The sequence below is a fragment of the Cycloclasticus zancles 78-ME genome (assembly GCF_000442595.1).
GTDB classification, from domain to species: domain Bacteria; phylum Pseudomonadota; class Gammaproteobacteria; order Methylococcales; family Cycloclasticaceae; genus Cycloclasticus; species Cycloclasticus pugetii.
In genome coordinates this window covers 458,163-472,930 of the sequence record NC_021917.1, presented here as the reverse complement: position 1 = coordinate 472,930, position 14,768 = coordinate 458,163, and the positions used below count along the sequence as shown (strand labels likewise).

The window sequence follows — 14,768 nt, the reverse complement described above, 5'->3', positions numbered from 1 at the left end:
TTAACCTTAGCTGCAAAACGAAGCGGCTTTACACTCTTTAGAAAACATCTTGATCAGCTGTAAAATAATAAAAATATTTTTTATCTCTCTTTAAATGTAAAAAATATACTGTTAATTTTTTTTCATAGGGTTACACTGTCAGTGCGTTTCCTGCGGTGTTCGAGTTAAGGTGAAATGCCCTTGGACCTAATTACCTACCCGGGAAGACAGATCATTTTGTTGGTGTGCACGCTCTACATAGAGAAGCCTAATGCAAATGTCCGACTCCCACTTGAACCTATCGGTTCAAGGTAGAAACCTGAATACGGCACTGGCGGGAAGCGCCCTATTTTATGACCCAATTAATACCTTCCTTAAGACAATCATTACGACGCAGGCGTAACGCTATTTCGACCTCTGATAGAGCCCGATTTGATTACAGTATCAACCAACATTTGTTAAAAACAGGGCTTCTTCTTCGCTCCTCAAGTGCTGCGAGTTACCTCGCTAATGATGGTGAACCGACACTCGATTTATTCATACAAGCTTGCTCAAAGACCCGCTGCAAACACTATCTCCCGGCTTTAAATAAGCAAAGACTTAGATTCTCTTCTTATCTATGGGGCGATCCATTGGAAAATAATCGATTCAATATCCCCGAGCCTGCCAAACAGCTCTATTTACCTGCTAAATTATTAACCAGCATACTCATTCCTTTAGTGGGTTTTGACCAGCTAGGCCATCGCATAGGTATGGGTGGCGGCTACTATGACCGTACACTCAATTTTATGTTGAGTCCGGCATGCAAAAAAAAACCGCTCTTAGTGGGTATCGCTTATAGCCTGCAAATGGTTGATACTATTAAGCCTGAAGCCTGGGATGTTCCATTAGATGCCATCGTCACAGAGCTTGGAGTGGTCTGCTTTTCAGCCAAGGCAAAACAACGCCTACTAGGCGACTCATCCGATGCATTATAAAAAATGATGATTAAATAGCTTCTAACTACGCTTAGATGCGATATATCATACGAATACTTCTTAACAACTAACGCCAATCTTTTAATCATGCAAGACGACTTAAAAAAACTAGCCGCACAAGCCGCTATCCCGTACGTAAAGAACTGCCGTATTTTAGGCATTGGTACCGGCTCAACGGTCAACCACTTTATTGATTTATTGGCTCCTCTTAAGCATCAATTTGAAGGTGCCGTTTCAAGTTCAGAGGCCAGCACAGAAAGATTGTTGGCTTTAGGCATCCCGGTTCTTGATTTAAATGCCGTGGGCACTTTAGATATTTATGTTGATGGAGCCGATGAAATTAATACGAATTTAGAACTCATAAAAGGTGGCGGTGGTGCCTTGACCCGTGAAAAGATTATTGCCGCCGCCAGCAAACACTTTATTTGTATTGCCGACCACAGCAAGTTAGTCTCTCGATTGGGCAAATTTCCGCTACCTGTAGAAGTCATTCCGATGGCTAGAAGTTATGTTGCTCGAACCATATCAGCACTTGGTGGTCAGCCCGTCTGGCGAGAAAATTTTATTACTGATAACGGCAACGTCATTTTAGATATTCACCGTTTAGATATTTTAGAGCCAATGAAACTGGAAAACACACTCAATAACATTACCGGTGTTGTAACAACAGGCCTATTCGCTAACCGGTCGGCTGATACTGTTTTGCTTGCCAGTGAACAGGGGACCCAAACCTTAACGCTTTAAACCAAAGCCTCCAGGACATTTATTTCAGGCAAAAAAAAGGGGCTAAAAGCCCCCTAGTTTTTATTTTTATTATTATTTTTTATGCAGCTCTTCTAACTACAAAAGAAACTGTCTTTCCCCTCTCCTTGCTCTTAAAATGAATAATACAGTGTTTTTGCAAAAAAGCAACAATATATTTTTTTTAACTAATTGATTTTATTATAATTTTATTGCATTGCAACAAAAAAAATGATTGAAGTCAATTTTAAACAACAGCTTAATAAAGTTATTATATATTTATGCTAATTTAATATACCTATAAATTCTGTCAAAGAACGTACCCCTGCATTTAGCTCAGGTGCGTTACGAATGATAAAAATACGGCGCAATAAGGTTTTACATCATGCTTCTACCAAGCTGGATCAAGACGTACCAAACCGCTCAATTAAAGGGGGATTTAATTGCTGGCGTCATTGTTGCTATTGTCCTTATACCTCAATCTATGGCCTATGGTCTGTTGGCAGGCCTCCCCGCCGAAGTAGCCCTGTATTCATCCGTTCTTCCAATCATTTTATACGCCGCTTTCGGCAGTAGTCGAACATTGGCCATTGGGCCGGTCGGTATTATGTCGTTAATGACAGGCGCCACTATCGCCGAATTAGGCATCAGCAATATTGACGAAGTAATAAACGCAGCAAACACTCTGGCTTTATTAACTGGCATCATCTTGCTATTAATGCGAGCAGCTAGGTTAGGTAGTATTATAAATTTTCTAAGTCACCCCGTTGTTTCCGGGTTTATTAGCGCCTCAGCTATCATTATCGCCTTAAGCCAGGTAAAACATATTGTTGGTTTAAACATCACCGAAGGGCTCGCCCCTTACCAGGCTATAACCCATATCGTTACCCAACTTCCCCAAGGACACCTAGCAACAAGCATCCTCGGAGTTTGCAGCTTAATGCTTCTATGGTGGTTTAAAGGCCCTTTAGCAAACCTCTTAAAGAAAAAAGCATTTAACCCTAACAGCATAAAGTTTATATCGAATTCTGGCCCTCTTATTGTTGCCGTTACTGGCACTCTTGTTGTTTATTATTTCCATTTAAATACACGATTTGAGGTATCCGTGGTTGGTTATATTCCACCAGGGCTTCCTCATATTATTCTGCCTAATTACGATGAGCAACTATTTAAACAACTCCTTCCCTCTGCCCTGCTTATCGCTTTAATTGGTTATCTAGAAAGTGTTTCTATTGCAAAATCCATGGCAGGGCAGAAACGACAAAAAATCGATGCGAATAAGGAACTCTTAGGACTCAGTGCTGCCAATATCTCATCAGCTCTTAGTGGTGGCTATCCAGTAGCTGGAGGATTTGGTCGTTCGATGGTTAATTTCACCGCCGGCGCTAACTCCCCCTTGGCGTCTATTATTACGGCTTGTTTAGTTGGTTTGACTCTGTCTGTTTTAACACCCTTATTCTTTTTTTTACCAAAGGCTGCACTCAGTGCAGTTATTATATTTGCCGTACTACCTCTCATTGACACACACACCCTTAAACACACATGGCGCTACGACCGTACAGAGGCCACTTTGATGTTAATAACTTTTCTTACTGTGTTATTTATTAATGTAGAAAGCGGCATTCTGGCTGGCATTATTATCTCTATTGGCTTATACCTACATAGAAGCAGCCAACCTCATATTGCTGTAGTTGGGCAAGTGGGAAACTCTGAGCATTATAGAAACATCAAGCGCTATAAAGTAAAAACGGATAAAGAAATTCTTGCCATACGCGTTGACGAAAACCTTTATTTTGCTAACACAAACTACCTTGAAGACAATATTATGGGGTTGGTTGCGGACAACCAGTCGATTAACCATATTGTACTTATTTGTCAGTCGATAAGCTTCATTGACACCAGCGCGCTACAATCCTTAAGTGACATTCTTTACCGACTTGAAAAAGCCAACATTCAGCTACACTTAGCTGAAATAAAAGGTCCGGTTATGGATAAGCTGAAAGATACTGAGTTTCTAAAAAAGATAGGCATGGAAAATATTTTTTTAAGCACTCACCAAGCGATAACGACATTACAAGCGCGCCGCTAACTACGCCAAACATTTAAGGATTATATTGCCCGCTCACTCAAGCATTGGTTCCTTCCTAAACTTTTAGCTTTATACAAGGCCTGATCAGCCCTTCCATAAACATCACTTACCGTATCTCCAGGAGCAAACTCGGCACAACCAACAGACATTGTTATTGTAAGTCGTTTACCTTGATAACCAAACTTACAATCTTCTACACTTTTTCGAAATTGCTCTAACCTTTTTAACCCACTATCAAGGTCACTACCTGTAAAAATAACAGCAAATTCTTCGCCGCCAATTCGACCAAAGAAATCACTTTCTCGTACCTGCTTATTAATTAACTGGCTAATCGTGCATAACACCTTGTCACCTACAGAGTGCCCATACGTATCATTAATTTTTTTAAAACGGTCAATATCTAACACCGCCAACACCAAAGGCTCTGCATTTCGTTTCCAGCGCTCGTACTCGAGCCTAATACGCTCATCAAACGCTCGCCTATTTGCAACCCCAGTCAACACATCAACCAGTGCTTCTTTATGTGCCTGTATTAGCGATAATTTCAGCTCTTGAACTTGTAACTCCATTTTTTTTAATTTATTCGCTACGGAAAATGCATACCCTTCGGCTTCACCTACTCGACACCTTTCTACCTCGGTAAACTCAGAGACTGTTTGACTAAACTCAGCAAGCCGTTTGGTCAGCAAGGTCTTTAATAACGCTAAATTATCTGCTTGCAACACCGACTCTTGCAATGTTTTAACCTGACCACCCATCAACTCAGTCAACCGCCATCGATCTTTTAATTCATCTGCTTCTTCAGCTCCTGCTTGCCTAAGATCTGAAGAAAGTTCAGCCAACTTATGAATAACTGTTTCAACAAGCCCAGAGAACTCAACAATAAGCTCATTCTTGTTTACGATGCCGTTTCCTAGCACATCAAAAGTTTCTTTATGAAAAGTACTAAGGTCAGATAAGTTGGCAATCCTCTCAATATCTTTATGTAACCCAGCCACCTTAATCGACTCTGCAAGCCCGGCGTCTAATGCTTCAAGACTTCCTAATTGACGTGTTAGATCACCCTTTAATCCGTTTAAAGAAGCTTTAATTGAAGGACCACTATTATCAAAAAGCGCCCCAACTATTAAATTAACGACTTTTCGGGTAAAAGCTTTTAACTCATTTGGAGTACGAATCTTAGCGGCATCTTTTTGCAAGATCTCAACATCATCACCCAATACATCTGACATTTTTAAATTTTCTAACAGAATATCTAACGTGGTAATTGCTGAACGTAAATCGTCTTTATCAAAATAGCTTATCACTAAGTCTCTTACACGACTTAATGCTTCAACAGGTGCTCCTTCACCATTGGGCGTATTCCTAGGTAACGAGTTAATCGCTTTATCTATTGCCTTATGGTGCCCTTTAACTCCTTTTAATATCGACATTAGCACTTGATACAACGCCTGAATACTATCCGTCGCCTTTTGCTCGGACTCATCCAGCTCTTTTAATGCACGCCTATACTTCTCTTTATAGTCTGCCATCAATCAGTATCTAAATAATCATGTTTGAAGTATAGACCAACCGTTAAGAAAGATATCAACATACCGATTTCCTTGCTTTTTGCACAAAAAAAAGCCCATTTAATAATGGGCTTTTTTTTAAAACAGTAAGAACTTTCGCCCTTATTTGAATCAATACGATTAACGTTTTGAGTACTGAGGACGTTTTCTCGCCTTGTGAAGACCAACTTTTTTACGCTCAACTTCACGTGAGTCACGTGTTACAAAACCTGCTTTTCGAAGGGCAGGACGTAACTCGCCATCAAACTCCATTAATGCGCGTGTAATCCCCAATCTAATAGCACCAGCTTGACCTGATGTTCCACCACCTTTTACAGTGATAAGAAGGTCAAATTTCTCCATTGCTTCTGCTGTTTCTAGTGGCTGACGAACAATCATACGATCAGTTTCGCGGCCAAAATAAGTATCTAGCGTTGCATTGTTAATTTTAATCTCGCCTTTGCCAGGACGTGCAAAAACACGTGCAACTGAACTTTTACGACGACCAGTTCCATAATATTGGGTTTGTGCCATGATAATAAACTCTTGTTATAGTTCTAATGTTTTAGGTTGTTGGGCTTGATGCGTATGCTCAGCGCCAACAAATACTTTCATTTTCTTGAACATATTTCGACCCAATGTGTTTTTCGGCAACATGCCTCTAACAGCTGATTGGATGATACGCTCTGGGTGTGTTTCACGAAGCTTACCTAAAGAAACAGACTTTAAGTTACCAATGTAACCTGTGTGATGATAATACATCTTGTCTTTTTCTTTATTGCCTGTCACACCAATTTTTTCAGCGTTAATGACAACAATGTAATCGCCCGTATCAACGTGAGGTGTATATTCAGGCTTATGCTTACCGCGTAAACGGCGTGCTATTTCTGTGGCTAAGCGCCCCAGCGCTTTACCTTCGGCATCAACAACATACCAATCGTGTTCTACTTCTTCTGTTTTTGCGCTAAATGTTTTCATTTCTTAATTCCACTCACTCGAGATGCGGGTCTATCAAAGAGCCGCGTATTCTATCTATTTTTTATCTAAATCACAATGTTAAGTTACAAAACTTTATAAAATCGAACTAAAAACGTCTAATGAAGCACATTCGCAATAGCACATTGTGGTTTATAACCAACCACTGCTTCTGATAATACCGCTCTAATTTCAACATCATCATTGTCATTAATCGCTTGCTGCAAACGTCTAATAAGAACATTCAGCTCTTCCCAAGGAATCATACTTTCATTAGCCCGCATGATTTTTTCGTGGTCTGTATTTTTCACATCATTACCGATCAATAACTCTTCATACAGCTTTTCACCCGGGCGTAACCCGGTGAACTTTATTTCGATGTCTCCGTGCGGCGTATCATCTCCTTTAACTTCTAGTCCACTTAAATGAATCATTCGCTTTGCCAATTCTAATATTTTAACAGGATCGCCCATGTCTAAAACGAACACATCGCCACCTTTTGCCATGGCACCCGCTTGTATAACCAATTGGGCTGCCTCAGGGATTGTCATAAAGTAACGAATAATTTTAGGGTCCGTCACAGTCACTGGACCACCTTCTTTTATTTGCTTCTTAAACAGAGGAATGACGGAGCCTGACGAGCCGAGCACATTGCCAAAACGCACCATCGCAAATTGTGTTGCAGATACGCCTCTATGCTTATTACTTAATGCCTGCAAAACCAATTCAGCCATTCTTTTTGAAGCCCCCATCGTATTAGTAGGCCGCACAGCCTTATCTGTTGAGATCAGTATAAAGTCCTTAACCTTCGACTTTAATGCTGCCTCAGCTGTATATAAGGTCCCCAGAATATTGTTTTTAATTGCTTCTCTTGGGTTTTGCTCAACTAATGGCACATGCTTATAGGCTGCTGCATGATATACCGTTTCAACGTGCGCCGCCTGACAAGCTAATAAAACTCGATCTGAATCCGTTACCGACCCCAAGACAGGCTTAATGACCACTTCTTCGCTGATCGGCTGACTTTTTAAATCATGCTCTATCATATAAAGAGCAAACTCACTATGCTCAAATAAAACAATCTCTTTTGGCTTTTGCTGCAAGATTTGACGACACAGTTCAGCTCCGATTGAGCCACCCGCTCCCGTTACCATCACAACTTTATTATGTATGTTTTTCGCCATCAAAGATTTATTAGGCAATACCTGATCACGGCCTAATAAATCTTCAATTTCAACGTCTCTTATATCATCAACCGTTACTTCACCCTCGGCAATTTCAGCTAATGTTGGTAACGTTTTCACTGTTACCGGATAAGGCTCCAACAAAGCAATAATTTGGTTACGGCGAGACCGTGACACTGAGGGCATCGCCAATAACACATCCTTCACTCCATAGCGCTCAATAAGGCGGCTCAAATGTGAAAAGGGGCGCACACGGATATCTCGAATTTGTCGGCTATGAAGTGATGTCTCGTCATCAATAAAGGCCACCACTTTCATACCGTTTTTTATACGTAACTGGTCTAGCACTTGCGTACCCGATGAGCCTGCACCATAGACAACCACATTACGAGTTGCACTTACATTTGCAGGAACCGCCCCTGCTAGCCACCAACGCACCAACATCCTGCTTCCACCCACTACAAATAAGGTCACCAACCAATTGATGATGTGAACAGAGCGCGGCACGACTTCAATGTTCGCCAACACAACAAAAAAAGTAATAAGCAAGCTATAAAGAGAAACCGCCTTAACCACAACCCATAAAGAGTGAAAGCCAATATATCTAATAATCGCTCGATACAAGCCCAATCTAATAAAAATAGGTGTTGCTATAAAAGGCGCAACAGCAAACAACCAAATTACGCTGCCTTCGGGCCAATAAAACTCACCTAGCCGTAGTGAGAAGGATACCCATAAAGCCAACGTAATAACAATAAAATCAAATAGCAGCGTAACCGCACGCTTTATCCGCCTGCTTCGACTAATGAACCAACCTGGAAGTGAAAAAATATCCATATTTAACTCACACCTCTACCGACCTACTCCTAAATAATAAAACCCGTGCTGTTTAACGACCTCTTTATCAAAAACATTCCTCCCATCAATGATCAGATGATCATTCATGCATTTAGCAAGTTGCTCATAATCAGGTGACCAATAAAGTGACCATTCTGTAACGAGTAATAACGCATCGGCACCAGCTGCTGCATCCATCGGTGTTTTACAATAACGGATCAATTTTTCACCTGTATAATAACTTTTTATATTTGGCATTGCTTCTGGGTCATGAATATTAACTTGAACCCCTTGTGCAACCAGCGCATTAATTATTTTTATACTAGGTGCATTATCAATACTGGCTGTCCCTGGCTTAAATGAACACCCCCAAATTGCAACCACTTTATCTTCCAAAGCACCATTATAGTGTTGCCACAATTTTCTGAACAGCAACTCTTTTTGCACTTCATTTTCGTCAACAACTGCTTTTAAGAGTGATTGCTGCTTCTGCTGTTGAAAAATGCCAGAAAACTTAGAAACATAAGCATGGAAGTTCTGCCCTCCAAAACCACAGCCCGGCGACAAGTAATGCTCACCGATCCTTGTATCAGCCCTCATTCCTTCTTGAACAACGCTAATATCCACACCTAACTGATCTGCCAGATTAGCCAATTCATTAACATAACCTAAACGAATAGCGAGCATGCCTGTAATAGCAAATTTGGTAAATTCAGCTTCACGAGTTGTCATTAACTGCAGTGTATTCAAGCCCTCACTAAACGGCCTTAATAAAGCTCGAGCCTTAACTAATGCCTTATCATGATCTAGCCCCAAAACGATCCCGTTAGGTTGACTAAAACCCTGGATCGCCGAACCTTCTTGTAAATTATCGGGGATATACACCACATAGCCTTTCCCTTTTAATCGAGTTTGCAGGTCACGTGTCGCTCCCACCGCAAAGTTACATTGATTAACGACCAGCATATCATTTTGAGCTGATTGAGAAAGCCGCTCCATCACTTGCTCAGCCTTGTATTGCTGGTCTGGCTGAAAGGCAAGCCAATGAATATTAGCCTCTGACTGCACTCCTTCGTTACGCCGACTAAGTCGGCCACTACTAATCTGCGCTTCTAACTGTTGCAATAAATTCGGCTCATCACGAACCGTCGGAATCTTTCCTAATTCACCTTGCGACACACCGCAAATAGCTACATCATTTCCTACTTTAGCTAGGCATGTCGCCGCAACCCAGGCAGAAAGCCCCACACCATACACATTAACTTTCATACTGAGCCTGTTGACGTTGAACACGCTGAATCAATCCCCTAGTAGATGAATCCAGATCCCCACTCACCTGTGACTGAAACTCTGGTAATAATGATGAAGCTAGCTTTTTGCCTTTTTCCACGCCCCACTGATCAAACGGGTTTATTTCCCAAATCACTGACTGCACAAACACTTTATGCTCGTATAAGGCGATCAGCCCACCAAATGTTTCCGGCGTTAATTCATCCAACATAATCGTAGTACTCGGCTGGTTACCGTCGTAATGCTGATAACCTAAATCATTTTCCGATTCGGCGCCCAAGGCCAGAAGTCTAGATTGCGCCAAGCAATTAGCAAGCGATAACTGATGTTGCAATTGAAGCTCTTCACCTTCACCCTCATAGCGTACCGCTGTGGTAATAAAGTCGCACATCACCAATTCAGTACCTTGATGTAAAAGCTGATAAAACGCGTGTTGTGCATTCGAGCCTACTTCACCCCATAGCACTGGGCAGGTCCGGTAATTAAGCCGCTCTCCCTTGGCATTGACACTTTTTCCGTTACTTTCCATTTCCAACTGTTGTAAATAAGATGGTAAATGTGAAAGGCGCCCATCATAAGGCAAAATTGTGTGTGCATGAATATTCAAAAAGTTAATATTCCAGACGCCAACCAAGCCTAATAAAACGGGCAAATTTTTATCAAAGCTCGTCTCTCTAAAATGCCTGTCCATTGCATGAGCACCTTTAAGAATAGCACGAAAATTTTCCACACCAACTTTAAGCGCAATAGGCAACCCTATTACTGACCACAAAGAATATCGCCCACCAACCCAATCCCAAAATAATAATTGGTTTTTCTCGGGAACTCCCCATGATTGTGCCGCACGGATATTCCCAGTTGCTGCAATAAAGTGATGTTGATTAATTAAATCAACAGATTTCCCACTTGCTTTTAACAACCATTCCCTAGCAGTATTTGCATTTGCCAAGGTGTCAATTGTGCTAAATGTTTTAGAGGCCACAATAAATAATGTTGTCGCGGGCTCTAATAAAGGCAGTAGCTTTTCTAGTTCACTGCCATCCATTGATGATACAAAATGGATATCAAGTTGCTTGCTTTCAGCAGGCGTATATTGCTCTAATGCATCACAAGCCATTAACGGCCCAAGGTTTGAACCTCCAACCCCAATATTTACAATTGACCGAATAGGTCGACCATCAAAACCTCGCCACTGAGCCTGCTGAATCTGCCTAACCAATAACGCCATTTTTTCTAAAGAAGCATGGATATCTTCCGTAATAACCCGGTCATTAACCCTAAGGGTTTCCTCTATGGGGAGCCGTAACGCAGTATGCAACGCAGAACGCCCCTCCGATACATTGATTTGCTCTCCAGTAAATAATTTCTCAATCCATTCGCCCAGCGCTTGCTGCTCAACTAAGGCTGTTAATTTACCCAGTGTTTCTTTGGTAATACGCTGCTTAGAAAGGTCTAATAAAAAACTCTCGGTAGAAAAACTAAACTCACCAAACCTATCAGCCTCTAGACGAAATAGCTCAGCTAGGTGCAAGTCCTTTATTTCCTCAGCGTGTGACTGAAGATCAACCCATGCTTTTATCTCACCACTATCCATGTGCGCTAGTTAACGTGCTGATAAACTGTCTCAAACCGTTGGCCGTGTCACTATGCTGTAAACCATACGCAAGATTAGCCTTTAAATAACCCAGTTTTTCCCCACAATCATACGTATCGCCCATCATTTTATAAGCCTCAGCCGATTCCAATTCCAATAATGCATCAATAGCATCCGTAAGTTGGATTTCGCCACCTGCACCAGGTTTGCCTTTAGCTAACAAACTCATAACCTTCCCGGGTAAGACATAACGGCCGATGACGGCTAAATTTGATGGCGACTCGTCTTGATTTGGCTTCTCGACCAGACCCTTAATAGTTATGGATCGGCCACTCTCTGGCACGATACCTCCGCAATCAGCAATGCCATACAAGTGAACTTTATTGTCGGGAACTTCTCCGACCATAATTTGTGCCGCCCTCTTGTTTTCAAACTCAACGACCATTCTCATTAGGTCAGTCGTTTTATCGCCCCCGTTATTCACCAACACATCAGGTAAAATAACCACAAATGGCTCGCAGCCAACTATGCTCGCCGCACAATGTACAGCATGCCCAAGACCTTTCGCTTCGGGTTGCCGAATTGAAATAATCGATACATCTGGGGGTACAATATTTTGGATGGTCGCCAACAACTCCGCTTTATTTTTACGTGCTAACTCAGCCTCAAGCTCATAATGCGAATCAAAGTGATCCTCAATTGCTGATTTACCCGCACGCGTCACCAAAATAATTTCCTTTATCCCCGCAGCAACAGCTTCTTCAACCACATATTGAATAACCGGCTTATCAACTACCGGCATCATTTCTTTCGGGATCGCTTTACTAGCAGGTAAAACACGAGTCCCTAATCCCGCAACTGGAATCACTGCCTTTTTAACCTTCAACACCCACGCTCCTTGAAATCACCTTTTAAATAAGTAAGTCTATCAAAGAAACCAAAATATTGGCTTTTTTTCCTAGCTAAGTTTACCCAATGAAAACACATTCATTTAATCGCTGGACCACTATTACCATTAGTGGGAAACACCGTCCCTTTTAAGCACTTTGAGAAACGTTAACCAAAGGATATAAATATCGAATAAAAAAGAGCGTCGATGCATGTACTCAACATCCAACTCTACTTTTTGCGATATAGGCAATTCATCACGACCATTTACTTGTGCCCAACCGGTTAAGCCTGCCACTAACTGATGAACACCTTTTTCTGTACGCAAAGCAATTAAATCATCTTGGTTAAACAACGCAGGCCGGGGGCCAACAAAACTCATATCACCCTTTAAAATACACCATAGTTGCGGCAGCTCATCTAAACTTGTTTTACGCAATAAATCGCCAATGGGCGTCAGTACACTTTTCGGGTCTTTTAATAAATGAGTGGCAACGGCGGGCGTATCTGTTTTCATGCTACGGAATTTAGGCATTTTGAAAATAGTATTGTTAATACCTACTCGATCAGACCAATATAACGCTGGGCCTTTCGACGTTACTCTAACCAAAATTGCCACAATACAAATAGGCACTAAAAGAACAGCAGCGGCATTAATAGCCAAAAACAGGTCAAACAGTCTTTTCATTTAAATACGCATCCGCTATTTTCTTCAACTGTTCATCCATTGTGATAACCGGCTTCCAGTCAAGTAATTCTTGAGTTTTAGAACTATCAACCCGCAAAGAGCTAAATAATCGATCAGCAATATCAGCTTTCCCAACCAACTTCGCCACAAACTTCATCCAATTAACTGGAATGGGCAACAAAAAAACTCTTTTATCGAGAGCTTTTGCTACCTTCTTTAGCAACTCAGTTGTCGACACATCTTCGCCATCTGAAATCAAAAAAACCTCATTAACCGCCTTTGGATGGTCAATGCAATGAATAATAAAACTCACTAAATTATCTAATGCCACTAAGGAACGTTTGTTGTGCACTGCGCCTAAGGGAAGAGGGAAACCGCTATTTACCCATTTCATCATTGAAGCAAAGTTAGCTCTAACATTTGGCCCGTATACTAAAGGTGGGCGAATAATAACTAACTCCATATCAGTTATTTTCGCTATTGCTGACAAAGCCTGTTCAGCCTCATACTTCGATAAAGCATATGAACCTCTTGTTATGCAGTCATCATCCGGAGAAAACCTAGACATTCCATCTGTAAACTCTCCATTTACCTTGACTGTACTTAAAAATATAAACCGTTTTACACCTGCTTCAACAGCTTGTTCCGCTAGATTCAAAGCACCATATTTATTGGTTTCTCTATATTCAGCAAGAGAACCTAATGGTTCATCTACCATCACATGAACCCGTGCAGCAAGATGAATCACTATATCGACTTTTTTTAACGCTACTGCCCAATTTGTTTGAGCATTTATCGAATCAATACGCACCTTTTTAAAACCATGGAACCCCTCGCTTTTGGAACGAGTCGCAATAGTGACGTCATAACCCTTTTGTAAAAGTTCGTTACAGAGTGAAGAACCCACAAAGCCGTTAGCTCCTGTTACAAGAACCTTCATATTCGTTCAACCTCAATGTAATGAGAGGATTTCTGAAAGAAATTCTTTTCCACTAGATGCCAAAGTAAAAAAGCCCCTAGCAAAATTATAAGAGTCGTTACAAATAGCATCTCCCATGGGTTTGCATTAAATACAGTATACGAGGCCAACAATTGTAATACAGGAAAGTGAATAATATAAATTCCATATGAGAAGTCACCATACTTCCCAAAATTGCCAAGATATGGCATAACTCGTGCCACATAAATAACAATCATACCCAATGCTATAGGTTCAATGGTCAGCCAAGGCAGCCACTGCTGATAAATAAAAACCACAATAGAAAGCAACAAGAGTTTTGCTGCATATTTGCTTATCCAAGCAAAATAATAATATCCAATTGCACCTGAAATAAAATACACAAACTGCCCTGGAAGTTGCCGTTGTAATTGCAAATAAAACTCTGACCCCGTTTTAGCTGCCAACATATGCATGCTCACCGAGTAAAAAACGGAACAAACATATAAACCAATAATCATAGGTAATCGCCCGAACTTATTAAAAGCCCATACAATTAACGGCACGCTTAAATAAAACATCACCTCGACTTTTAGTGTCCATAACGCACCGTTAATTGCCTCAATTTGATTCCCCTCAAAAACTCCAGGTAGATTTGGCTGTATGAAGTTAAGGAATAATAAATTAGCAAAAATATATTCTAGAAGAGAAATCGAGAAGTAATCACCCAATGAATACGTCGAGATACCTCCCCCTAAAATGACACTGATGATAATTACAAAAAAATAAGCCGGGTAAATTCTCTTGGCTCTTTTTAAAAAATAGTTCTTTGCATTACTTGAGTTCTCATAGCTCATAAAGATCAAAAAGCCACTGACTATAAAAAATGCCTTAACCGCTAGGCTCGATGAAAAAAACCGACTCAACACTACTAAGTCACTAACGCCTGTTAGCGCGTACGAATGTACTAAGAAAACGATAAATGCAAAAGAAAACCTTAATACATCAAAATTATTCTGTTTTAGGGTATTCATGAAAA

The 14,768-nt window shown here is 41.0% G+C and carries 13 protein-coding genes and 1 other RNA gene; 4 read left to right on the top strand and 10 right to left on the bottom strand.

Features of this window, described 5'->3' with window-relative positions:
- The first annotated feature begins 144 nt into the window (after positions 1 to 144).
- The 4 genes from ssrS (at position 145) to CYCME_RS02315 (ending at position 3,786) form a co-directional block, all read left to right on the top strand.
- Positions 145 to 324, top strand: a non-coding RNA gene (gene ssrS / locus CYCME_RS12875) — 6S RNA.
- Positions 325 to 332: 8 nt separating this feature from the next.
- Positions 333 to 956: a 5-formyltetrahydrofolate cyclo-ligase gene (locus tag CYCME_RS12870; protein ID WP_081651257.1), complete on the top strand. Its 624-nt coding sequence runs from the start codon at positions 333 to 335 to the stop codon at positions 954 to 956.
- An 87-nt stretch (positions 957 to 1,043) separates the two neighbouring features.
- Positions 1,044 to 1,700 carry a ribose-5-phosphate isomerase RpiA gene (gene rpiA / locus CYCME_RS02320; protein WP_020932027.1) on the top strand — a complete coding sequence of 219 codons (657 nt, stop codon included), beginning with the start codon at positions 1,044 to 1,046 and terminating at the stop codon, positions 1,698 to 1,700.
- A gap of 382 nt (positions 1,701 to 2,082) precedes the next feature.
- Positions 2,083 to 3,786: a SulP family inorganic anion transporter gene (locus CYCME_RS02315; RefSeq protein ID WP_020932026.1), complete on the top strand. Its 1,704-nt coding sequence runs from the start codon at positions 2,083 to 2,085 to the stop codon at positions 3,784 to 3,786.
- Between the two features lie 20 nt (positions 3,787 to 3,806).
- On the opposite strand, the gene CYCME_RS02310 is transcribed toward CYCME_RS02315, so the two are convergent.
- From CYCME_RS02310 to CYCME_RS02265, 10 genes are all read right to left on the bottom strand, one after another.
- Positions 3,807 to 5,318 (bottom strand): GGDEF domain-containing protein, encoded by a 1,512-nt coding sequence (locus CYCME_RS02310; RefSeq protein ID WP_020932025.1) that lies wholly within the window; start codon positions 5,316 to 5,318, stop codon positions 3,807 to 3,809.
- Positions 5,319 to 5,477: 159 nt separating this feature from the next.
- Positions 5,478 to 5,870, bottom strand: a complete 393-nt coding sequence (gene rpsI / locus CYCME_RS02305; protein ID WP_015006771.1) for a 30S ribosomal protein S9 — start codon at positions 5,868 to 5,870, stop codon at positions 5,478 to 5,480.
- 15 nt (positions 5,871 to 5,885) lie between these two features.
- Positions 5,886 to 6,314 (bottom strand): 50S ribosomal protein L13, encoded by a 429-nt coding sequence (rplM, locus tag CYCME_RS02300; protein ID WP_015006772.1) that lies wholly within the window; start codon positions 6,312 to 6,314, stop codon positions 5,886 to 5,888.
- A 116-nt stretch (positions 6,315 to 6,430) separates the two neighbouring features.
- Complete coding sequence (locus CYCME_RS02295) at positions 6,431 to 8,332, bottom strand: polysaccharide biosynthesis protein (protein ID WP_020932024.1); 1,902 nt, start codon at positions 8,330 to 8,332, stop codon at positions 6,431 to 6,433.
- A 15-nt stretch (positions 8,333 to 8,347) separates the two neighbouring features.
- A complete protein-coding gene (locus CYCME_RS02290) occupies positions 8,348 to 9,601 on the bottom strand; it encodes a nucleotide sugar dehydrogenase (RefSeq protein WP_020932023.1) in 1,254 nt (417 codons plus the stop codon).
- Positions 9,591 to 11,216, bottom strand: a complete 1,626-nt coding sequence (gene pgi, locus CYCME_RS02285; RefSeq protein WP_020932022.1) for a glucose-6-phosphate isomerase — start codon at positions 11,214 to 11,216, stop codon at positions 9,591 to 9,593. Before pgi ends, CYCME_RS02290 begins: the two co-directional genes overlap by 11 nt.
- The gene (gene galU, locus CYCME_RS02280) at positions 11,209 to 12,102 is read right to left on the bottom strand and encodes a UTP--glucose-1-phosphate uridylyltransferase GalU (protein ID WP_041932995.1); all 894 of its coding nucleotides are present in this window, start codon (positions 12,100 to 12,102) and stop codon (positions 11,209 to 11,211) included. The genes pgi and galU overlap by 8 nt, the downstream gene beginning before the upstream one ends.
- 129 nt (positions 12,103 to 12,231) lie before the next feature.
- Complete coding sequence (locus CYCME_RS02275) at positions 12,232 to 12,792, bottom strand: sugar transferase (protein WP_020932020.1); 561 nt, start codon at positions 12,790 to 12,792, stop codon at positions 12,232 to 12,234.
- Entirely contained in the window at positions 12,776 to 13,732 is a 957-nt protein-coding gene (locus CYCME_RS02270) for a UDP-glucose 4-epimerase family protein (RefSeq protein WP_020932019.1), read from the bottom strand. Before CYCME_RS02270 ends, CYCME_RS02275 begins: the two co-directional genes overlap by 17 nt.
- On the bottom strand, positions 13,729 to 14,763 hold the full coding sequence (locus tag CYCME_RS02265; protein WP_041932994.1) for an acyltransferase family protein: 1,035 nt from the start codon (positions 14,761 to 14,763) through the stop codon (positions 13,729 to 13,731). Before CYCME_RS02265 ends, CYCME_RS02270 begins: the two co-directional genes overlap by 4 nt.
- Positions 14,764 to 14,768 lie beyond the last annotated feature (5 nt).

Bases quoted from the DNA above. Each gene is read 5' to 3' on its own strand.
- CYCME_RS12870 (WP_081651257.1), top strand. From the start codon at position 333: ATGACCCAATTAATACCTTCCTTAAGACAATCATTACGACGCAGGCGT.
- rpiA (WP_020932027.1), top strand. From the start codon at position 1,044: ATGCAAGACGACTTAAAAAAACTAGCCGCACAAGCCGCTATCCCGTAC.
- CYCME_RS02315 (WP_020932026.1), top strand. From the start codon at position 2,083: ATGCTTCTACCAAGCTGGATCAAGACGTACCAAACCGCTCAATTAAAG.
- CYCME_RS02310 (WP_020932025.1), bottom strand. From the start codon at position 5,318: ATGGCAGACTATAAAGAGAAGTATAGGCGTGCATTAAAAGAGCTGGAT.
- rpsI (WP_015006771.1), bottom strand. From the start codon at position 5,870: ATGGCACAAACCCAATATTATGGAACTGGTCGTCGTAAAAGTTCAGTT.
- rplM (WP_015006772.1), bottom strand. From the start codon at position 6,314: ATGAAAACATTTAGCGCAAAAACAGAAGAAGTAGAACACGATTGGTAT.
- CYCME_RS02295 (WP_020932024.1), bottom strand. From the start codon at position 8,332: ATGGATATTTTTTCACTTCCAGGTTGGTTCATTAGTCGAAGCAGGCGG.
- CYCME_RS02290 (WP_020932023.1), bottom strand. From the start codon at position 9,601: ATGAAAGTTAATGTGTATGGTGTGGGGCTTTCTGCCTGGGTTGCGGCG.
- pgi (WP_020932022.1), bottom strand. From the start codon at position 11,216: ATGGATAGTGGTGAGATAAAAGCATGGGTTGATCTTCAGTCACACGCT.
- CYCME_RS02275 (WP_020932020.1), bottom strand. From the start codon at position 12,792: ATGAAAAGACTGTTTGACCTGTTTTTGGCTATTAATGCCGCTGCTGTT.
- CYCME_RS02270 (WP_020932019.1), bottom strand. From the start codon at position 13,732: ATGAAGGTTCTTGTAACAGGAGCTAACGGCTTTGTGGGTTCTTCACTC.
- CYCME_RS02265 (WP_041932994.1), bottom strand. From the start codon at position 14,763: ATGAATACCCTAAAACAGAATAATTTTGATGTATTAAGGTTTTCTTTT.